At 55.0% G+C, this 21124-nt stretch carries 12 protein-coding genes and 2 pseudogenes; 1 reads left to right on the top strand and 13 read right to left on the bottom strand.

Translation table 11 applies throughout. The features are described from left to right. Positions 1 to 346: 346 nt before the first annotated feature. Positions 347 to 1807 (bottom strand): hypothetical protein, encoded by a 1461-nt coding sequence (locus tag KU887_RS03895; protein ID WP_232542488.1) that lies wholly within the window; start codon positions 1805 to 1807, stop codon positions 347 to 349. 579 nt (positions 1808 to 2386) lie between these two features. Between KU887_RS03895 and KU887_RS03890 the strand changes: the two are divergent. Further along, positions 2387 to 3506: pseudogene (locus KU887_RS03890) on the top strand (IS3 family transposase). Positions 3507 to 3642: 136 nt separating this feature from the next. On the opposite strand, the gene KU887_RS03885 reads toward KU887_RS03890, so the two are convergent. The 12 genes and pseudogenes from KU887_RS03885 to KU887_RS03830 all read right to left on the bottom strand — a co-directional run bounded on the left by KU887_RS03885 (position 3643) and on the right by KU887_RS03830 (position 20908). Next, positions 3643 to 5478: an HAD-IIIC family phosphatase gene (locus KU887_RS03885; RefSeq protein WP_080324050.1), complete on the bottom strand. Its 1836-nt coding sequence runs from the start codon at positions 5476 to 5478 to the stop codon at positions 3643 to 3645. A 254-nt stretch (positions 5479 to 5732) separates the two neighbouring features. Beyond that, positions 5733 to 7002: pseudogene (locus tag KU887_RS03880) on the bottom strand (IS5 family transposase); the annotation flags it as partial. Positions 7003 to 7619: 617 nt separating this feature from the next. Continuing rightward, positions 7620 to 8894: an IS256 family transposase gene (locus KU887_RS03875; protein WP_375167899.1), complete on the bottom strand. Its 1275-nt coding sequence runs from the start codon at positions 8892 to 8894 to the stop codon at positions 7620 to 7622. Between the two features lie 251 nt (positions 8895 to 9145). Continuing rightward, on the bottom strand, positions 9146 to 10102 hold the full coding sequence (locus KU887_RS03870) for a phytanoyl-CoA dioxygenase family protein (protein WP_080324052.1): 957 nt from the start codon (positions 10100 to 10102) through the stop codon (positions 9146 to 9148). A gap of 130 nt (positions 10103 to 10232) precedes the next feature. Further along, positions 10233 to 12533, bottom strand: coding sequence for a glycosyltransferase family 2 protein (locus KU887_RS03865; RefSeq protein WP_258254551.1), 2301 nt, complete (start codon positions 12531 to 12533; stop codon positions 10233 to 10235). 297 nt (positions 12534 to 12830) lie between these two features. Continuing rightward, entirely contained in the window at positions 12831 to 15095 is a 2265-nt protein-coding gene (locus KU887_RS03860) for a glycosyltransferase family 2 protein (protein ID WP_258254550.1), read from the bottom strand. Positions 15096 to 15113: 18 nt separating this feature from the next. Then, on the bottom strand, positions 15114 to 15662 hold the full coding sequence (gene rfbC / locus KU887_RS03855) for a dTDP-4-dehydrorhamnose 3,5-epimerase (RefSeq protein ID WP_080323898.1): 549 nt from the start codon (positions 15660 to 15662) through the stop codon (positions 15114 to 15116). Further along, positions 15653 to 16537 (bottom strand): glucose-1-phosphate thymidylyltransferase RfbA, encoded by an 885-nt coding sequence (gene rfbA / locus KU887_RS03850; RefSeq protein ID WP_179148696.1) that lies wholly within the window; start codon positions 16535 to 16537, stop codon positions 15653 to 15655. Before rfbA ends, rfbC begins: the two co-directional genes overlap by 10 nt. A gap of 18 nt (positions 16538 to 16555) precedes the next feature. Next, positions 16556 to 17446 carry a dTDP-4-dehydrorhamnose reductase gene (rfbD, locus tag KU887_RS03845; protein WP_080323907.1) on the bottom strand — a complete coding sequence of 297 codons (891 nt, stop codon included), beginning with the start codon at positions 17444 to 17446 and terminating at the stop codon, positions 16556 to 16558. Positions 17447 to 17448: 2 nt separating this feature from the next. Beyond that, positions 17449 to 18507, bottom strand: coding sequence for a dTDP-glucose 4,6-dehydratase (gene rfbB / locus KU887_RS03840; protein ID WP_080323900.1), 1059 nt, complete (start codon positions 18505 to 18507; stop codon positions 17449 to 17451). 393 nt (positions 18508 to 18900) lie between these two features. Then, entirely contained in the window at positions 18901 to 19800 is a 900-nt protein-coding gene (locus KU887_RS03835) for a glycosyltransferase family 2 protein (protein WP_256870252.1), read from the bottom strand. A 37-nt stretch (positions 19801 to 19837) separates the two neighbouring features. Continuing rightward, the gene (locus tag KU887_RS03830) at positions 19838 to 20908 is read right to left on the bottom strand and encodes an NAD(P)-dependent oxidoreductase (RefSeq protein ID WP_080323909.1); all 1071 of its coding nucleotides are present in this window, start codon (positions 20906 to 20908) and stop codon (positions 19838 to 19840) included. Positions 20909 to 21124: the final 216 nt, after the last annotated feature.

Below are 21124 nucleotides of genomic sequence, written 5' to 3'. Positions count from 1 at the left end.
GCCTTGGCGAAGCCGACATGCCAATCGAGACCGAATCGACCAGCGTCAACCGATCAGTCTGAGCGTTGACGGGCGACGGCACGCCGCAGAGCGCCCCGCCATCACTACACATACACGCGAAACCGCGATGCCATCGGCGCCAATACGCCGAAACACATGCCAGCATGTCACAAGTTCATCCGTTGAAGCTCTATGGGCATGGCTTCACGCACCCACAGTTCCCCGCAGATTCCCAACCAAACCCGGGTCCGCTCGTCGATTGCGAGCATCACCTCCAACGAAACGCACGCGTGCATTCATCTGGTTCGGCGAGCAACGGCTCACTATATTTCATTTAACCCCCTCCTTACTGCCCATGGAGTTTGCCGCAATCCGTCGCCTGCCCACCAATCGATCGGCGGCAGAATCGCTTGACCCTCCCTATTATCCTGATTATCGGCCGCCATGCCCTAGCAAGCGGAAGCACGTCACGTAATGCCATCGGCCCGCCCTCCAACCGCAATTCGTTAAAGAGACGGCTCTGTTGAGCACACAGTTCATTATGCTTGCGCGACAGATCCTCGAAATTTTCCTGCAACGTCTTCAACGCCAGGAGATTGGCAGCATTTTCCGCAGAAGCCGCCTCTTGAGCTTCTGAGAACACCGCGAGCTCCCGCCTGTGACACTCATTTGCAATGCGTGCCTTCTCAATCTCGCGAGCTTGTATGCACTCTTGCTCCACCGCAAGGTTATCAAGAGACAAACGAAGTTCGTCCCGGTCATGCCTCAAATTGTCCCGCTCTTGAATTAGATACTCCCTCTCGTGAACCAATCTGTCTCGTTCACAAACTAGGCCATCTCGCTCTTGAGTCAATCCATCTCGCTCACGAATCAGGCCATCCCGCTCATGAAGCAGCCCGTCTCGCTCGTGGATCAGCCCCTCACGCTCGGAGTGAATAGCCAGACGACGGCTTGCTCTTTCTCGGTATACATTGAACGCAACTTCCGATATCAGATCATCGCTGAATCTCATCAGCCCCATTAACTTGTATGCCGCATAGTCATAAAATTCTTCGATCGGATGGAATTTTGCCTCACCATACGGCGCATCAAAAGACGTAACAGAAAAGCGGCCATTCAAATCAAGAACATTCAACTTCCCCAGCAGACCGCCAATCTTCTCCCAAAGCAAATCGACCCACCAATTTATTTCAGGCGAATCAGAATCACCCAACCCCACCACACCGTCGCGAGTTATTGTATTGGCGCATGCCCGCCTTCTCATGATAACAAGCGGAACACCAATCTCTTCGGACAATTTTACCAATTCCTTTAGATAGAATAAGTAAATTTCCAAATATTGATGACTTCTTGGCGAGATCCTGCCCCATCCACTCTCTATAAATCCACTTGGCCATTTCCAATTTGGCGCCAGCATCGGCGACTCCATGTCGGAAATAATACAGCCATCTTTCTCGTAATAATCGTTGGTGAAATCGCTAGTTGGATCGAAAATTAAAAACGCGTACCCCCCTGCCTTGAGTTTTCGCAGCGCCTGTTTTGTCAACTCAAAATTTATGCGATCGGACAATTTATTGTCATCCGATTCAAAATAAGTGCGCCCCTCTATTTTCTTGGACATCATACAAGGCACACTTACGCGCCACAGATGTGTAACATCCGCCAAGCGATTCATTCTTCCAGCGAGAATTTCGGTGACACATCCCCCGATGCTCAATATTTTAGGTTTTTGCAGGGCCGAGACCGGAACCTGTCCACCCTCGGTGACGTCGGCCCCAATTACTTGAAAAATTTCCCTGATACTCATGATTTCTTGGTTCTCACGATCGCGCCGGCTAGAGCAGGACGCTACGTTTCGCCCTCGTTCGACTGCCGTAGCCTCCCGGTCGCCCGACAAACCGGTTACCTATAGCTTATATTTTCCATACGGAAAACTTTACAATTCATACATATTGACACATCAGATTGACTCCTCCTGACAAGGAGGAAACAATCCTGGACAAAATTCAACATTTCGTTGCTATTCAACAACAATTGAGCGAAATTTCCACGACTCCCCTTGACATGCCGAGGGAGATTTAAGATTAACGTGCTCCCGTGGAATTTCACGGTCGATCCACACGGCCGTCAACTTATACACATCTCCACCTGCGCTGCGTTGCTCAAAGAAGCACCTCTTTATTACCTTCAATTACATGGCACTGCCATTAGCTAGCCCTTACTAGATAGCATTTGGTTTCATTTCTTGCGCAAATGCTACGACTCCGGAAACCACCCGCTGTACAGAAACCAAATTCGCGGCGCTTGATCCTAGCCCACAAAACTGTCCCATTTGGAAGTAGAAAATTCCGGCATGACGTTGCCATCGAGACCAGGAGGTCATGCCGTGAAGAAGAGCAAGTTCACCGAAGAGCAGATCGCATACGCATTGAAGCAGGCCGAGCTGGGGCACGCCTGTCACGGAGGTCTGTCGTAAGATGGGGATCAGCGACGCGACGTTTTACATATATGGACGAAGTACGGCTGGCTGTCGCCCCCCCGGAGCTGCGCCGTCTGAAGCAGTTCGAGGAAGAGAACGTGAAGCTCAAGCGACTCGTGGCCGATCTGGCGCTGGACAAGGCCATGCTGTCAAAAGAGCTCTGAAGCCTTCTCGGCGCCGTGAGCTTGTTACGGACTTGATGCAACGTTTCGGCGCAAGCCAGCGGCGGACCTGCGCGTTGTTCAGCTATCTCGCACGGTCTATCGTTACGAGTCAGTCGCGCGGGATCAAAGTGCACTGGAAATGCCCATCAAGGAGATCACGGAAGTGCGGGTGCATTACGGCGCGCCTCGCGTGTACGTGATGCTTAGCCGGGAAGGCCGGAGAGACAACCATAAGCGAGTAGAACGCGCGTATCGCGAACTGGGCCTTTCGTTGCGCAACAAGCGACCCCGTCGAAACAAGTCGGCCCGGCGCCGCCAGCCAAAGCAGTCAGTAAGCGCAATCAACGAAATCTGGAGCATGGACTTCGTCGCTGACACGCTGTTCGACGGCCGTCGTTTACGTACACTCACGATCGTGGACAACTACACGCGGGAATGTCTGGCCATAGAAGTCGACGGCTCATTGCGTGGCGAACACGTTGTCGCCGCACTGCCCCGGCTTGCGCAGCAAGCGTCCGCTTTCCCGCTATATCAAGGCAGACAATGGCAGCGAATTCACTTCGAAGGCGCTCGACAAATGGGCGTACGAGAATGGCGTAGAAATTGACTTCTCGCGCCCAGGCAAGCCGACCGACAATGCGAAGAATGAATCCTTCAACGGACGCTTGCGCGAGGAATGCCTCAACGCACATTGGCTCTTGTCGCTTGAGGACGCTAGACGCAAAATCGAAGCCTGGCGCGAGTACTATAACGAGGCGCGTCCTAACTCTGCGCTGCAGTGGATGACGCCGGCGGAATTCGCCCGCCAGTGCACCGATCGGGCCGATCCGGCCCACCCTAAAGAGCCGGAATTTTCCAACTAAGACCGGGACGGAAATTGGGCCAGCCTCACGGCCGGGGTTACCCCCGGCCGATGACGCATCAGATCTCTCATTCTTGCAAGAGGTGGAAGCAGGAGAAGATCAGAAGGAGCAAGACTCCGCCTCTGGCCGGAAACAATTACTGATGCACGTCAAGTTGCATGTGTTGCGGAATAGCGAATTCGGAACTTAGGTCGCAATTCCACATACCTTTGTCCGCTGCCTGAAACCCCGCTCGCACATATAAGTCACGAGACAGAATATTCTTTTCGGTTTCCTGGGAAATTCCCATGGCCGAATTCAGTCCCTCGTCCAGCATGGAGTTCATAATGACGCCGATTGCGGCCATCTCCACACCAAGACCAATAACTCGGCAGCTCATCACAAATTGGAGAATTGAATTTCCTTTAACGAGCGCAACGCAAACAATACCATACTGCGTAAATCGATCATCAACATCGAATGCGAAAATTTTTAAACCGCGACTCATTTCAAGACTTATCTCCTCAACAGTCCAGCGCCTCCCAGTCGTGTTAAATTGATTTGTTTTATTGATTAATTCGAGACACCGCTTGAAATGCCCATCGGACGAATCAGAAACAACATTGCATCGAACCTTAATATTCAGAGATTTAAGAAATTCATCATGATCCATTGACAATCGATCGCTTTCACGCTGAATAACGCCCTTGATCGATTCGGTTCGCGACGAAGATTCGCTAGAAATAAATGGAACCTGGGTCTCGGAAGACCACAGCAAGATACGGCGAGTATAATAAGGATTTGATCCGATAACGCGTATGTCGGGGAACATCGACTGAATAATTTCGCGCTCAGCAGGATTATCATCAATATAGATCGCATTCTGCGCGAGCAGGTTCGTCTCCTGCAGAATCTGACGCATATTTTCGTGCTTTGGAAGCCAATTTGCCTTTACCGACACAAAGTTACTGATCGGAAAGATATTTCCATAATTTCGCTCCCACGCTCCAACAGCATTCTCGTGCTCATTCTTGCTGATGATCGCCAACAGAATACCGCGGCGCTTGAGTAACATGAGCGCTTCGACAAACCCGAGTGGCCAACCAATCGTCATAAACTCACGAGAATTGTCTTCCTCTGCCGCAACCCCACGCCATGCAGTGTCATCGAGATCAATAATCACGATTTTCACCGCATCAACCTGTCGAACGATACGGTACATCGATAGAATTTCATCACGCAAAGCGCGGTACCCGTCATCTGTCCTTACCGAATAATATTCGGTTACCGGACCCAGATCCTCCAATCGCTTTTGGCTATCCTGCCGATTTGATTCGTAATGCTCGTATTCAATATTTTGAATAAAGCCACCGTGACTCAATGACCAGATTGAATCGTCATTAAGATATTTTTTCCCAAATGTCGAGGACACGCCATCCATGTCGATGATGTACGCATTGTCCATCGTATCAACTTGGCGAGAAAGGCTCTCGTTGATCTTCTCCATGAAGTAACATGGGTTGCGCAAATCATACCGAGGCAGCAATCGCCCAACCGGATTCTGCTGAGGCACAAGAAAATTACCAACGAAGGTGAGAATTTTGTGGCTCTTTAACCAACGTGTGGCAATATCTAGAAGGTCAAGCGTCGTCCGCTCCGCCTGGATGAATCTTTTTTCTTCGGCATCAATGTCCGCATACGAAAGGGGGAAATAGGTATAATCTGGTATTATCCTATCCATTGGAAGAAAGACAATTTGCAAATCGTAGGTTTCGATCGGCTGCGGCGGCTGAAATAACGGGTCCATCAAGGACTGTATATGAACAAAATCACAATGTACGCCATCTTCCACCAAGAAACCGCGAATATGGTCTGCCGTACACTGCCCAATAACCAAAACCCGCTGAAGGGATCCGCTCGATATCGACAGATCGGTTGGGCAGCGATATGCCGTCCCATCATGCTTGAAATCGACGTTAGCAAATTGCTTCATATAAATATACTCTCTTTATTCGAGTGCCTATATAAACACAGATATGGCGATATGCACAAAGCGGCTTATTATCATATCATGCGACCTGCTCCTAACCTACCCCTAGCAAGATTCTCATTCATAACGAGAGTCTTGCAATTGAATATTTCGACACGCTCGTCTGCACAAGCGCGTCGGAAGTACGCAGTCAATTCTGAACAATTCGTTTTTGCTCGTTGGCGGCGCAATGCCCACACGGTCAGCACTGGGTTTTCGCCCCTGACCGCAGCCAGGATCAGGATGCAAAAGAGCCGCAGCTTCCTCAGGATCATCCGCACGTTGTAGCCTGCACTGCATAGCATCACGTTCAACGCATCGCCAAGCTTGTCCTTCAGCCAGTTGCGTACGAGTTTGCCTTCCACCCTCATATAGCCAATCTCCGGCTCGATCGCGCTTTGTCGCTTGAACATTGCTCTCAATATCCGCGTGATCCCGCACCTCAAACACCAGGGTAGATCTTCATCCCATGGATCGCCACGCCCCGTTACCCTTGAACCACTACCACCACCGGCTTCACTTCGCTCAGGCGCCCTGCCTTCTCCAGTGCCTTTTCCAGCGTACGCCCATCGTATGGATTGCCTTGCATCGAGCACACCCAGCACCAGCATTTCCATGTGCGTAGTCGTGGTCAACACCTTCACGCTGAACTCGTATGGCTTGCACGCTTTGCCCTTCGCCAGGCACTCGACTTCCGGCGCGCGTTACGCATAGGATTTGTGTTTGTCCTTCGGCCTCTGCGACAGAATCCGCCTGGTGCGATTAATCAGATCTTCCAGCGCTGCGCGGCTTCGCGTTGCCGCCAAGGCGAGGCGTCGTTCGACGTCGAACATCAGGCCCCCCGTGAGCACAGGTGCGCAGCGCGCGCCTCATGCGCTTGCGTTGCTTAGTGTGCGCAGGATAGCGGACCATCTGGCTGGCCAACCTAAGCACGCAGATGAAGTTCTGCCGTAGCGTCAAACCCTATTGTGCCGCCGCTTCACCAGTTGTTCGCGACAACGTTCCAAAAGTCGCGAATCGGTTGGATGCGCGATCGCTATCTCCGTCACCGGCGTGTCGGCGATCACGCGTTTGATGCTGAATGGCCCGAGCACGCTTGGGCGCTTGGCTGCCGCGATCGTCTTGGCCAACATCTCTTCCATGCCGGCTTCTCTCAGGCGCCTGCACCAGTGCGTCAGCGATTGGCAACTCGTTCTGCAGGTACGCCTCGCCCGTGAACACCTGGCAGTGTGGGTTCTCAACCGATTGCCAGATCACTTCCTCGTCGGACACGCCAAAGGTTTGTTGCAAATACACCAAGCAGGCGATCGGGCGCGGTGACGTAGCCGAGCGGCCATACTTGAGCACGCAGCTCGCGCGCATCGCAGCGCTCAACCGGACCCAGTCGATCAGACCACCCAGACGCACAAGTGGGCACTTTAGGTGGATCTGCTTGCACGGCGGGTGCCGAAACAAATCTCTCTCGCTTACTGAAGCCTTCAGACCCATCCAACCCTCATCGGAAATCGCAGGATTGCAGCATCAATATGCTTGATTCTTGCATTTGCGGCAACGACCTTTGAGGTGCAAAGCCGTGCCCTGAAATGACTAGGAGCATCAGTCAGGATCGACTCGTTTCGCTCGCTTTCATGCTAAACACCGCTGCCCTGTCAGATGGAAACCGAATTGTTCAATTTCGACATTTCCGATGCTTACCGGACAAGCGCACGAGGACATGGATGGAACTGTATGCGGCCATGCCACGTATGGTGAGCGCTGGCGAGAGCGAGATGCACCGGATGTGCTTGCGTCCGACGTCGGCACACGAGCCATACGATGTGCCGGGCACTCGCACAAAAGAAGGCGTGTGTTGAACAGAGAAGAACGTACGGAGAGCGGAATCGGCATCGAGCCGCCGCACGCGTGGCTGGCATATATTTCGTTGATCACGCTTCGGATGAGGTGCGTCCGTAGGAGCGAGACATGCGCGAGGATCGCCCGCTCGCTGGTCCAACCGTGCGCGGGCCAAGAGAGCGAAGCGGTGATCGGGCGCCGGCAATAGAATCAACCGAACCTGTCCGCATTTTTGTGGGCGAGGCGGTTGGGCGAGGCGGTTGAACAACAGGTTATCCGCGCGCCTGCGTAAACCGCTCGCCGAACAGGATAGCAAACTGGTTCATCGCTGATTTCCAGTCGAAGGCAGTGCGTACCGTTTTGGCCAGCACATTGCGCAGCGCCAGCCAGAGCAGCTTGATCGCCGCCTCGTCATTGGGGAAGTGGCCGCGCGTCTTGATGATCTTGCGCAGCTGCATATTCAAACTTTCTATGGCGTTCGTGGTGTACACGACCCGTCGAATCTCTGGCGGGAACACGTAGAACGGTACGACGTGCTCCCATGCACGCTGCCACGATTGCACGATGGTCGGGTATTTCTCGCCCCAGGGGCCGTCAGCGAAGTCCTGTAACGCCTGTCTCGCGGCGTCTTCGCTGGCGGCCGCGTAGATCAGGCGCAGTGCTGCGGCGAGTACCTTACGGTCCTTGTAGCTAGCGTACTCGAGACTGTTGCGGATCAGGTGCACGATGCAGGTCTGGACAGTCGTCTTGGGATAGGCAGTGCCGATCGCCTCGGTCAGCCCCTTCAGGCCGTCGACCATGGCGATCGGGATGTCCTGGCAGCCGCGAGTCTTCAGTTCGTTGAACACCTTGAGCCAGAACTTGGCACCCTCGGTCTGCTCGATCCAGAGGCCCAGCACGTCGCGCTGGCCATCGGCCTGGATACCCAAGGCCAGATACACGGCCTTGTTGCTGACCACGCCGTCATCGCGGATCTTGACCCGCAGTGCATCGAAGAACACGACCGGATACATCGTTTCAAGCGGGCGGCTCTGCCAGCTCAGCGCCTCGGCCATCACCTCGTCGGTGACCGAACTGATGAAGTCGGGAGATACCTCGGTGCCGTAGCTCTCAGCCAGAAAGGCCTGAATCTCGCGCACGCTCATGCCGCGGGCGTACATCGCGATGATGCGTTCGTCGAAGCCGGTGAAGCGGCGCTCATGCTTTGGAATCAGGATCGGTTCGAAGCTGCCGTCGCGATCGCGGAGGACTTCGACCCGAACCGGGCCCCGATCGGTGATGACGGTCTTTCCGCTGGCGCCGTTGCGCTCGTTGGCTTGCCCGGCCGGCTTGGACTGGCCCGACGGGTAGCCCAGATGCAGATTCATCTCGGCACCCATTGCGCGTTCGATGACTGCTTTGCTGAACGCCAGCATCAAATCCTGGTCCTCGACCGGCGTCATCGGCCCCTTGACCAGTTTGTCCAGCAGTTCCTTGGGCAGTTCAGGCAGCGGCCCGCGGGCCGCTGCCTGACGCGCTACAGTTTGCCTTTTCTTCTTCATTGGCATATCCATGACTTTTACACCTCATGATATGCCTCGCCCACGAAATCACGGATAGGTCCAATCAACCCCGCGTGAAATCCGCTACTCACGCCCCCCGTTCCAGGAATCGACAACACAGTCGTAGAGCGCTGCGTCGTCACAACCCAACCTGCGCCCCTTGTGCCCCTACGCCAAGGAATGCGCTTCGCCCACAAAACCGGTGGCTTTCAAGGGTTGAGAGTAACATTTCCAATTGCCCGATCATACGAATTGGCTCAAAAGGAGCGAACCCACTTGCGCAACCTTCCCGCCAGGGTTCGCGACGCACGTGCACGCGAAGCTGGCGACACGACCTCCTCACCCAAATAGGAATTACGTTTTCGTGTGCCGTCGACGATGTTGACCAGATCACGAAGCTGCAGGCGCCCCAGATATTCGTCCGAGAATGCAGGTGTATAGTAGATACAATCGTCGAAAAAATAATGCGTCACCTGCGACCAGCGAGACAACGCAGGGTTGATTTGGGGACTCCCCCCGTGCAGCAGATTGGCGCACCAGATCAATGCCTGCCCTTTACGTGCCTCGAACGTTCTGATGTTGGCGCCCTTTGCCTCCACCATCGCATCCCAGATTTCCTGATACGGCAATTGTGCCGACTCGCTGGACACCCCAAACCCACGCCGACCAGCCGTTGCGTTATCGATCATGGGCCAATTGTGCGATCCGGGAGCCAGCTGAAGTGGTCCCGCCTCCGGCGAGATGTCTTCCAGCGCAACCCATACCCCACACATGAATCGCGGAGGAATTGACGAGAAATGCACGGCATCCGTATGCAATTTCTGCTGCGTTCCAACTCGAAAATTGAGCGTCTGAAATGGAAATGCAGCGCGGCCATACAAGCGCCCAAGCAAATCCAGCATCTGACGATTGGTGGCGATCGCCTTGACATCAAGATCGTTGATCCACGCGTCCTGGATGCGCCCTGCTGCATAGTACACGCCATCACTGCTAGATCCCGTGTCATTAAACAGCGGTGCCAGACGGTCCCGGATTCGTGTAATTCTGGCGTCTAGCTCTGGATCGGGAAAGTCGATCACGGCATAACCATTCCGGTTCAGCGCAACCGCGATTTCACGCTCGTCAGGCGTCAGTTCCGCCTCGGCAACCTCGGTATCGAAAAGTGGCGACTCAATCAGTGGAATGCCCGGCAGCAGGCGTTTTTTTACATCCATGAATATTCCTTCCGCGTTACTTTATTCGGTCTACCTCGAGACACCTCAAAGAGACCACGGAACAGCTCAATCCTCCCCCCATGAGCGCCACATTCCTGTCACACAACATAAACGGGAATCACAGTAGAACTTATGCCATCCAGGCGCTCCATGGAGCGTACATTCTCGGAAAATCGGCGATAGTAAAATCCTCTCGATCGAGCGTCAAATTCTGATTGTAGTACGGATCATTCAGTTGATCGGTCTTCCACCGCGAAAGCATAAATCTCTTCTCCCTGTTAAATCTGGCACGCTTCTCGGCGGACATTTGATCGTCTCCTCTGCTGTAGGACTCGAAATGATGCAGGACTGCGTATGGCGTCCATACCACCCTGTAGCCCACCTCTCGTACCCGGAGGCATAAATCCACATCATTAAATGCAACGGGAAGATTTTCTTCATCAAAACCACCGACCGCACGAAACACTTCCCGACGCATGACCAGACAGGCTCCCGTGACCGCCGAAAAATTTTGAACAAGTGCGGCTCTTCCGGCATATCCCGGGTGCGTCGACGGATATAACCGGTGCGCGTGGCTCGCGAAGCCCCCGATCCCCATCACGACGCCTGCATGCTGGACGAACCCATCGGCGTAAAGGAGCTTTGCCCCCACGGCGCCGATATCCGGGCGCAGCGCGTGCGAAACCATCTCCTTCAACCAATCCGGCTCGATTGCCTCGACATCGTCGTTGAGAAAGCACAACACATCGCCAGACGCATGCTTTTCCGCAAAATTATTAATCGCTGAATAATTGAAAGGAAAATCGTATTTCAATACGGTGACATTGCCTCTCCGCGACAACGATTGCAGAAAATCGACTGTCTCCCGGTCCTTGCTTTGATTGTCTACAACAACGATTTCCAGGTTCTCATAGGTGGTTCCATCGAATATGCTGAAGATGCATTTTTTCAGCAACGGCCCGCCATCTCGGGTCGGAATGATGACGGTGACCTTGGGTGCGGGAGCGGGTATCGGGTATCGCACCCGATAGGTTCCAGTGAGTTCGCCGCGCGAGACCTTCACCCCAGGCTGCCCCTCGAAAAATTCGGAAAGTGCTCTTTCTTTCGCGTTGCACGCATCACCTTCTGCATCGGTATCGGTCAAACCAGACTCACCGAACTGACGAAAATGATAGAGCACGCGCGGAACATGGCAAATCTGCGACGGCGTGCTGTTTTTCACGCACCTGAGCGCGATATCAATATCCTGACCACCCTCATACTCAACCCGAAATCCACCTATCTCGCGCAGGAGCGACGTTCTATAAGCAGCCGAACGAGAAATCATGTCACAAGAAAAAAATAAATCCGGATTCCACGAACTCTTGAATCGTACGTTGCCCCGAATGCCGTGCTCGTCTATTTCGTCACTATCGGAATATATGATATTAAGATCATCAACCTCATTGATTTTCAAGGCAATGAGATAGAGTGCATGAGGCGAAAGAACGTCATTCTGACCGAGAGTCGTAGAAAACTCTCCAGCCGCCAGGTCCAGTACAGCATTCGCAGCAATCGATGCATATCCACCGGAATTCATAAAGACGATCTTCACTCGATCGTCTTTTTCAGAAATGGACTTCAAAAACCCAGCGACCTCTGATACATCGACGTCATCGACAGCAATGCACAGCTCCCAGTTCCCGTAAATTTGCGTAAAAACTGACTGGATGGCAGACTCAAGATACCCGAGAGATGCTCCACGCACCCGAATCAGAATGGAAATCAACGGCCGCTTCTTAAATGAATCCATGTGTCGTCGAATCGAGGCAATATCCGATTGACGCAGCACATCGAATTTTTCCACGTATGCCCTGTAATCCAAAGGCACAGAATGGAACCGCAATTTTGCACAATCGGCATACACCCCACTCAGGTCCGTCAACAAACGACCCAAAGTGATATTGTATTTTCTCGCGCGCCCGGTATCTTTGAATTTTATTATGTCCCCAATGGTCCATTCGACCATTCTGACAACTCTTTCCACGTTTGAAATTTTTGTTATTCGAAAAAATTCCAGCCTGACAGCCCCCTCACCCTGCATTGGTGACAGGCGCAAACGGCGCGTATTGCGCGGAATCCTGATGACCTGCTTGATATTTCCCGAGCGGGCCGCGGGGATGACAAAGAATTCCACATCCGAAAAACCCGAGCCTGTATCCACATAAAGCCGGGCCACCAGGTGCGCGCCCCGTCGAATCATCCTGGATTCGACATAGACCCAGCCGGAAGGCACAACCTCCCCCCAGCCCTCCGGCTCGAGGTCGAAAACCGGATGGTCTCCCGTCGACGTCCAGTCGAAAGGCGTCGCTCCCGACAAGGCGAGATCCCGGACCGGATTGACCTTGAATCGAACGGCTCGACGAACTATCGACAGGAGAAAATCTTTCATATTGATCGCAAATGGATGGATCCGGATCGACGACATGACGAGCAGACACGCGAACCCGGCCCACCCCACGGAGGAAATTCTTACGAAGGCGCAAGACGACCCGCTGAAACAGACTGCAGAGTCGCGCCATCCCGAACAGCGAAATCACGATGGGCCCGCCGGCACCACTCGCTAGCCTACACACACTATCTTGCAACCGTTCCCGTCTCGCACTTGCACGAACGAACGACGATCGGGTGAATCAGCTCAAGGTAAGCATTGAACGAGTTGCTTGCCAGGTATCTGCACATACTGCACTCAAGAAGCCACCGCTCCGGACACATCGAGGGCGAGACGCCTGAGAGACGCGACACGCGGCGGCCAAGCAAGCTGACAATCGAATCGATCGAGCGACAGGTTCGGGTTATAAGCCGGATCGTTCGCGATCAGGTCACGCCAATGTTCACGCATGTACTCGATTTCGCGAGTGGCACGGGCCATCTTCTCTTCAGTATCATCGCGACCTCGCGTGGCGGATTCGTGGTGATACAGCACGGCGTGCGGCGTCCAGAGCACCGCGTAACCCGCTTGCCGGACGCGAAGGCAGAAATCGACGTCGTTGAATGCAACGGCAAGATCGCGTTCGTTCAGTCCACCCAGTTGCCGATACAGGGATCGCCGTACGACGAGGCATGCACCCGTTACGGCGGACATGGACTGTGTCGTTACCGCGCGCGCCAGATATCCGGGCTCGTCGCGCCCCAGCCCGCGATGCAGATGATCGGCGCAGCCGCTGAGCCCGACGATGACACCCGCATGCTGTACGGTTCCGTTCGAATAAAGCAGTTTGACACCGACGACGCCGACCTCCGGACGCAACGCATGTCCCATCACCTCGTCGAGCCAGTCTCCATCGATGATTTCCACGTCGTTGTTGACGAGTGCGACGAACTCACCTTGCGCCAGTTCGACCGCGCGATTGTTGAGCGCGGAATAATTGAACGGACGATCGTCCCGGAGGATGCGTACGCCGTGATCGACTGAAAGCCGCTCCATGTAGTCGAGGGTTTCCGGGTCGTCGGATCCGTTATCGACAACGATGATTTCGAAGGCGCGATAGCGTGTCTTCTCGATAATCGAATCGACACAACGACTGAGCAGCGCAAACCCGTTGCGAGTCGGGATGACGAGCGTGACGAGCGGCGCCATTTCCGGCAACGGATACCGAATGTGACGGCCATGCTCCGTCGACGAGACCGTTGCCCGGACTCCCATCCGCGACAGGTGACGTACGACCGCCATCCGGCTTGCATCGCGCGCATCGTGTTGCGCCCCCGGTTCCCGGGTAGCTTCGGATTGGGTGCGTACGTGGTAAAGCACACGAGGGATGTGCAGGATCCTGTCGGGACCGGTATACGCGAGACAGCGAAGCGTCATGTCATAACACGACGCGACTCCATGGCGATGGTCCCGCCCACCGGATGACGCGAATACTTCAGGCCTGTAGACGCCAAGACCGGTGAACAGATTCGACGAGAGCATCAGATCCTCGCTCCAGTTGCTCTTGAAGCGTGGGCTGTGGCGAACGCCGTCGATGCTGATACTGTCTTCGTCCGCATAGATTAAGTCGACATCGGGGTGGCGGCTGATCGCGTCAGCCACGACGTACAGGCCGTGCCGAGGCAGCTCGTCGTGTGGCCCGACGAACATGACCCAACGGCCGCTTTCGGCGAGCGCCCGATCAAGCGCTGAATGCGCTTCGGCGGAAGAGCTGCCCGAAATGACACGGATGCGCGTATCCGCAAGCAGGTCCCTGGGAATCAATGCAGTGCGATCGGAGCCGGAACGTCGATCGACGATCAGAAGTTGCCAGTGCGGGTAAATCTGCGCAGCGATCGAGCGGATTGCCGTTTCCCAGTGTGGCGAAGTTGCGCCGGACACCTCCATGCCGATCGCGAACAGCGGGCCGCCGTCGAAGTAGCGCAGGTTGTCCCGCATCACGCTGTACGTGTTGGGGCTCGGCGTATCGAAGTGCCGGACCCAGTCCGGGTATCCGACCAGGGATTCCGATTCGTCGAACAGGCAACAGTAATCGCGCCATGCTTGCGCCATGTCGGCACGACCATGACCGCGATCAGTCAGGTCATAATCGTCGCCGCATGGTTTGTACCTTGGGTGCGCCGCACCGAGCTTGGTCATGATGCGCGAGTGCGCAAATCGTGTCGTGACCCTGACAAGGCGGAACGCTTCGATTCGATCGACCGCCTGATCGCCGCAATCAATCTCGATTTCGATCTTTCCGCGCGCCGGAAGATGGACAAGCCGCTTGCTCACCTGCCGTGCGCTGAGCTCCATCGCGAGCGTCGCAGACGATGCCCTGCCGAGCATCCGCAACCGGGCTCGCGACTGCGCCGCATGACCGCTCATGCGAAGCTCGATCATGTACCAACCCGGTAGCAACTGGACGTTGACCCAATACACCCGGGATCCCGGTCGATCTGCCGACGCGTGCGACGCGGCATCGGACCGCTCGACCAGAAACGGCATCCCCCACGTCAGGCGCAAGGCGTTGAAGTCAAACATGGACTTGCGGGAAGCAGCTCAAAAGTACTCGGCATCTTTGAAAGCGGGCGCAGCGCCATCCTTGCCGGACACCAGCGCCTCACCGGAGATGGGCCATTCGATCGCGAGCGTCGGATCGTCCCAACGGATCGCTCGTTCGGCGTCCGGATACCAGTAATCGGTGGTCTTGTACAAAAACTCCGCTGTGTCGGAAACGACGACGAAGCCATGTGCAAAACCTTCCGGAATCCACAGCTGCCGCTTGTTCTCCGCCGACAGCACGACACCGACCCACCGACCGAACGTCGGCGAATCGCGACGAATATCGACCGCGACATCGAACACCTCCCCGGCGACTACCCGAACCAGTTTCCCCTGTGCGTGATTGATTTGATAGTGCAGCCCTCGAACAACGTTCTTCGCCGATTTCGAATGATTGTCCTGCACGAATTCGACGGAATGCCCAATCGCTTCTTCGAACACGCGATAGCTGAAACTCTCGAAGAAGAAACCACGCGCGTCGCCGAACACTTTCGGTTCGAAAATCTTTACGTCGGGAATGGCGGTCGCTAAAACGTTCACCGGGATTTTCCTTCTTTCAGAATATTCTGCAGGTAACGGCCATAGCCGTTTTTGCTGAGTGGCTGAGCGAGACGTTCAAGTTGTTCATCGTCGATATAGCCGAACCGATATGCAATCTCTTCGACGCATGCGATCTTCAACCCTTGCCGATGCTCCATCGTTGCGATGAAGTGCGAGGCCTCCAGCATCGAATCGTGCGTGCCGGTATCGAGCCAGGCAAAACCGCGCCCCATGGTCTGCACGTTGAGCAAGCCATCCTTCAGGTACAGCGCGTTGAGATCGGTGATCTCCAGTTCGCCGCGCCGCGACGGTTTCAACGATTTCGCAAAGTCCACCACCTGCTCGTCGTAGAAATAGAGCCCGGTCACCGCGTAATGCGATTTCGGAACCTCGGGCTTTTCTTCGATGCTGATTGCTTTACCGGTCGAGTCGAACTCGACAACGCCATATCGCTCCGGATCCTGGACATGGTAGGCGAAGACCTGCGCACCCGAGGTTTTGTCGGCCGCCCCCTTCAAAAGACCGCCGAGATCATGACCATAGAAGATGTTATCGCCGAGAATCAGCGCGGAAGGGTCACCATCGATGAACGACTCACCCAGCAAAAACGCTTGTGCAAGCCCGTCCGGATTGGGCTGCACCTTGTATTGCAGCCTGATTCCCCACTGTGATCCGTCACCCAACAACTGCTCGAAACGAGGCGTATCCTGCGGTGTCGAAATGATCAGAATATCCCGAATCCCCGCCAGCATCAGCGTGCTCAACGGATAATAAATCATCGGCTTGTCGTAAATCGGGAGCAGTTGCTTGCTGACTACCTGTGTCGCTGGATAGAGACGGGTACCCGACCCTCCCGCGAGAATTATGCCTTTGCGCTTCATGCTTATTATTTTTCCGTATCAGTCGTGCAGTTGATCGAAAACGTAATCAACGCCGCTTCGCCAATCGGGGAGCGTTATTCCGAACGTCGACATCAATTTGCTGCAATCGAGGCGGGAATTCATGGGTCGCGTTGCCGGAAGCGGATACTCGTGCGTCGCGATTGGCGCGATATCGATCGAGCGCAACTTGAGATCAATGCCTCGCGCTTCCGCAAGTGCCACGACGTGGCACGCATACTCGCACCAGTTTGTCTCGCCGGATGCTGCGAGGTGATATGTACCGAATGCAAAGTGCTCGCGATCGGCAAAATAACGGGCAACGAGATGTGCCGTCACATCGGCGATCAGCGCAGCCGACGTGGGAGCGCCCGTCTGATCGGCCACGATTCGAAGCTGGTCCCTTTCCCGAGCAAGACGCAGAATCGTCTTCAGAAAATTGCTGCCGTGCGCGCCAACGACCCAGCTCGTTCGAAGAATCAGATGCTTCGCGAAGGCCTGTCGAACCGCACTCTCGCCATCACACTTGGTCGCCCCATAAACCGATTGCGGATTAACCGATGCGTCTTCGCGGTACGACGTCACACCGGTGCCTTCGAATACATAATCGGTCGAATAGTGGACGAGTGGCACATTGCGCACTGCTCCCCATTGGGCCATCACGCCGGGCGCTACTGCATTGACGGCCCGGGCCAATTCCGGCTCGCTCTCGGCCTTGTCCACGGCCGTGTAGGCGGCAGGATTGACGATCAGATCCGGTTGATGACGATCCAGCGCAGCAACAATGCTCGCGGGATCACCCAGGTCCATGTCGCGGCGAGTCAATCCGATCACCTCTCCGAGCGGTGCAAGCGCACGTCGCAATTCGAAGCCGACCTGCCCATTCGAACCCGTAATCAGGATGCGCGGCATCATCATTCTCCGTAGTGGCGTTCGATCCACGTACGGTACTGGCCGCTCGTGACGTTATTCACCCAATCCTGATTTGCTAGGTACCACTCAACCGTTTTGCGGATACCAGTATTAAAGGTCTCAGCGGGCTTCCAGCCAAGTTCGCGCTCGAGCTTTCGAGCGTCAATCGCATAACGGCGGTCATGGCCGGGGCGATCCTGTACAAAGTTGATCTGCTCCACATACGACTTCCCGTCATCACGCGGTTGCAGTTCATCCAGGATCGCACAGATCGTGTGCACAACTTCGATGTTCGGTTTTTCGTTCCAACCACCGACATTATAAGTCTCACCCAGCGAGCCGTTTGCCAGGACTGTTCGGATTGCCGAGCAATGATCCTTGACGTAGAGCCAATCACGGATCTGCTGACCGTCGCCGTAGATCGGCAACGGCTTGCCGGCGAGCGCGTTCAGGATGATCAGTGGAATCAGCTTCTCAGGAAAATGATACGGGCCATAGTTGTTCGAACAATTGGTGGTCACCACCGGCAACCCATATGTATGGTGCCAAGCACGGACCAGATGATCCGATGCGGCCTTGCTCGCTGAATACGGACTGTTCGGCTCGTATGCGTTGGTTTCCGTGAACGGTGGATCGTTCGCATCGAGCGTGCCGAACACTTCGTCCGTGGAAATATGCAGGAAGCGAAATGCACGGCGCTCTTCTTCCGCGAGGTCGGACCAGTAGGCCCGCACCGATTCGAGCAGATTGAACGTACCGACGACGTTCGTTTGAATGAATTCACCGGGACCGTAAATTGACCGGTCAACGTGCGACTCTGCAGCGAAATTGACTACCGCACGCGGCCGGAACTCCGAGAGCAACTTCGAAACAAGCGCACGATCACCGATGTCGCCACGCACGAAATGATGTCGCGAATCGCCGTCCAGCGACTTCAGCGTGTCCAAATTCCCCGCGTAGGTCAGTTTGTCGAGGTTGACGATGGGTTCATCGGAACCGGCGAACCAGTCGAGAACAAAGTTTCCACCGATGAAACCAGCTCCACCAGCAATAAGCAACATTTGCAACTACCTTTATAAGTTTCAGACTATCGGCAGCCCGGACTAAGCGCGTGCAGAATTTTGTGTAAGTAAATCAAGGAAATACAACGCACGAGATCAATCGTATTGCTTCACCGGTTGCTCGCCCCGCCCCCGCCCCGGACAGTGCGGGACATGCTGCTTCGCCACTTCCGAGGAAACAGCGCCTTGCGTCGATGCGACCGCAAAAATTACGCGAATGATGCACTCCCAAACACCGGACCGCGTCGGGAGAACCTCTCGAACGGCCCAACCATCGATCGACGAGCCACCATTCTGACACGATACCGGTTCTCGCCTAGACGGCACCGTGGATCAACCGGCGCTTTGAGCTGACCGTGTCGACGATCGATTCCTGGCGAATTTTGAACCAGATTAGATAACGAATCGATGACGGGCGTAATCATCCCCGTAAAACTCGGAAACGCGGTGCTCGCGATCAAGTGCTTGCGGCAACTTTCCATTCTGTCGCAGTTCGCGAAAACGCGCTGCCGCCTTGGAAAATACATCGTCAGACGAAAGATGGTCGCACATCTGGAGGATTTCCTCTACTCGTTGCGGACGAGAATATTTGTGCGCCATTAGCAAAGCAGCTTCGATCGAATAATAGCGCTCGGCATTCGATGGATTCCATGATCCGTCTTTCTTGAGACGCTTGTCGTGAAACACAACCGCCGCGGGCTGAAAGACGACCTTGCGATCGGCCAGACGAACACGCCACGAAAAATCGACATCGTCGCAATACAGGAAAAACACCTTCGAGTCGAACCCGGACACTTTGACGAAAAGCTCCACCGGTATCAACGCACAAGCCGTGGTTGCCCACGACGTGTTCCCCGTCTTCGAATCGTAGTCCTTCGGATGCTCGATCGGCAACTGGCGAGCTTCAGACATCCCGCACTCGGGGTCATCGAAAGCTTCGAGCAAGTGGATCAGATAGCTGGACTCGCCGATCACATCGGGGTTCTGGATAAGCAGGTATCCATCCTTGACGCCTGCCGCCAGTCTGTTGTGCCCCTCCGCCGACCCGAGATTGGCGTTGAAATAGGTGTAGTGAAAGACGCCACACGTGAGCATGGCCCCCATCTCTCGGACATCCCCCGGAGACAGGCAAGCCTGACCTGGAGAACAGTCACCGTACGCGACATCAACAACGACATCGCGCTTGCCGCGGAGAATGTGCGCTGCCCTGTTGATTGCCTCAAGGGCACGCTTGATATCCGCAGGTTCGTTATTGAAAAGAATGCTTTGGACTTGAATTTTGATCGCGGTCATCGGATTACCTGATATTTGCTGCCAACGGTAGATATCTTTAGACTTGCGTCCCGTCGAAGAGCCACTCTCCGACGCGCGCAGCACCCTCCTCGAACGAGACCTTCGGCACCACACCGAGATCTGCCTTAAGCGCGCTGACGTCGGCAACCGCCCAACGAACATCCCCCTCGCGGAACTGGCCCGTGACACGCGGGCTCGGAGCACCGTGAAGTGCCGCGACGACAGCGGCGGCTTGCGCTACGGTCGTTGCCTCACCGCTCCCCACGTCGTAAGTTCCACAGCCTTCGCTTTGATCGAGCAGCGCAGCGAGACAAGCATCGACGACATCACTGATCCAGACAAAATCGCGGCCGATTTCACCATCCTCGTAGACAGGAATAACTTCCTTGCGCCGAGCGATCCGGTGAAAAATATTAATGATCCCCGTATAGGGGTTTGACGGTGATTGACCGATGCCATAGACATTCTGAAAGCGCAGAATGTGATACGGAACCTCGTTTGCCGCACACCATGCCTTGAGCAAATGTTCCTGAACCAGCTTGGTCGCGCCGTAAATGCTGGTGGGGTTAGGCAGCACGGTGGCTGCATTGTGCAGCATTGCAACCGCCGGCTTTCCATCCGCCCCGCGGAAATCCCAATCGCCCGCCGAAAGTTGGCCACGGCTGCGAATACCGGGATAGAACAGATTGCCGTCTTCCGCCTGCCATGCGCCTTCGCCATAGATGGCGCGGCTCGATGACAGCAGAATGCGGCGTGGGCGACATTGCGCGCGGCGAAGCGAGTCCAGCAATTCGGTCGTGCCCACGCCGTTGACACTCGCGTGACGGCTGGAGTGCGTCATCGACTGCGCGGTCCCCGTCTCCGCGGCAAAGTGAACGACATAATCCGGTTGCAAATCATGCAGCACACAATCAAGAAGCTCACCGTTGCGCACGTCACCGCGCACGAGTTTCGCAGTCGCCGGATAGCGCTTCAGGAGCACGCCGTCTTCGTGCACCTGAGGAAGCAGATTATCCACCGAGACAACCTGTGCATTACGCCGCCCAATCAATTCCTGCGCGAGCGCCGCGCCGATAAACCCGGCCCCACCCGTAATCAATACTTTCATGTACTCCTGCTCCTTCAATGACACACGGACATGGATATCGCATTACCGCATATCCTTATTGGCGTCGGCTAATATCTTCGTCGAAGCCCTTCTTGCTCGATTCGATCGCAGCCACATTTTTCCGACGTAGAAGCCAACGCTCCCTGCGCAGCCGTTGCGATTGCCGCATAGCGGCTGTCACCGATAAGAATCGCTACAAGCGCGTTCCCGACATTA

The organism is Burkholderia sp. EMB26, assembly GCF_024730645.1.
GTDB lineage: Bacteria > Pseudomonadota > Gammaproteobacteria > Burkholderiales > Burkholderiaceae > Burkholderia > Burkholderia cenocepacia.
Note: the sequence above shows the minus strand (reverse complement) of the source record. Positions and strands in the feature narration are given on the sequence as shown.

Excerpts from the sequence above, each read along its gene's own strand:
- KU887_RS03895 (WP_232542488.1), bottom strand. The coding sequence starts at position 1,807 with ATGAGTATCAGGGAAATTTTTCAAGTAATTGGGGCCGACGTCACCGAG.
- KU887_RS03885 (WP_080324050.1), bottom strand. The coding sequence starts at position 5,478 with ATGAAGCAATTTGCTAACGTCGATTTCAAGCATGATGGGACGGCATAT.
- KU887_RS03875 (WP_375167899.1), bottom strand. The coding sequence starts at position 8,894 with ATGCCAATGAAGAAGAAAAGGCAAACTGTAGCGCGTCAGGCAGCGGCC.
- KU887_RS03870 (WP_080324052.1), bottom strand. The coding sequence starts at position 10,102 with ATGGATGTAAAAAAACGCCTGCTGCCGGGCATTCCACTGATTGAGTCG.
- KU887_RS03865 (WP_258254551.1), bottom strand. The coding sequence starts at position 12,533 with ATGAAAGATTTTCTCCTGTCGATAGTTCGTCGAGCCGTTCGATTCAAG.
- KU887_RS03860 (WP_258254550.1), bottom strand. The coding sequence starts at position 15,095 with ATGTTTGACTTCAACGCCTTGCGCCTGACGTGGGGGATGCCGTTTCTG.
- rfbA (WP_179148696.1), bottom strand. The coding sequence starts at position 16,537 with ATGAAGCGCAAAGGCATAATTCTCGCGGGAGGGTCGGGTACCCGTCTC.
- rfbD (WP_080323907.1), bottom strand. The coding sequence starts at position 17,446 with ATGCCGCGCATCCTGATTACGGGTTCGAATGGGCAGGTCGGCTTCGAA.
- rfbB (WP_080323900.1), bottom strand. The coding sequence starts at position 18,507 with ATGTTGCTTATTGCTGGTGGAGCTGGTTTCATCGGTGGAAACTTTGTT.
- KU887_RS03835 (WP_256870252.1), bottom strand. The coding sequence starts at position 19,800 with ATGACCGCGATCAAAATTCAAGTCCAAAGCATTCTTTTCAATAACGAA.
- KU887_RS03830 (WP_080323909.1), bottom strand. The coding sequence starts at position 20,908 with ATGAAAGTATTGATTACGGGTGGGGCCGGGTTTATCGGCGCGGCGCTC.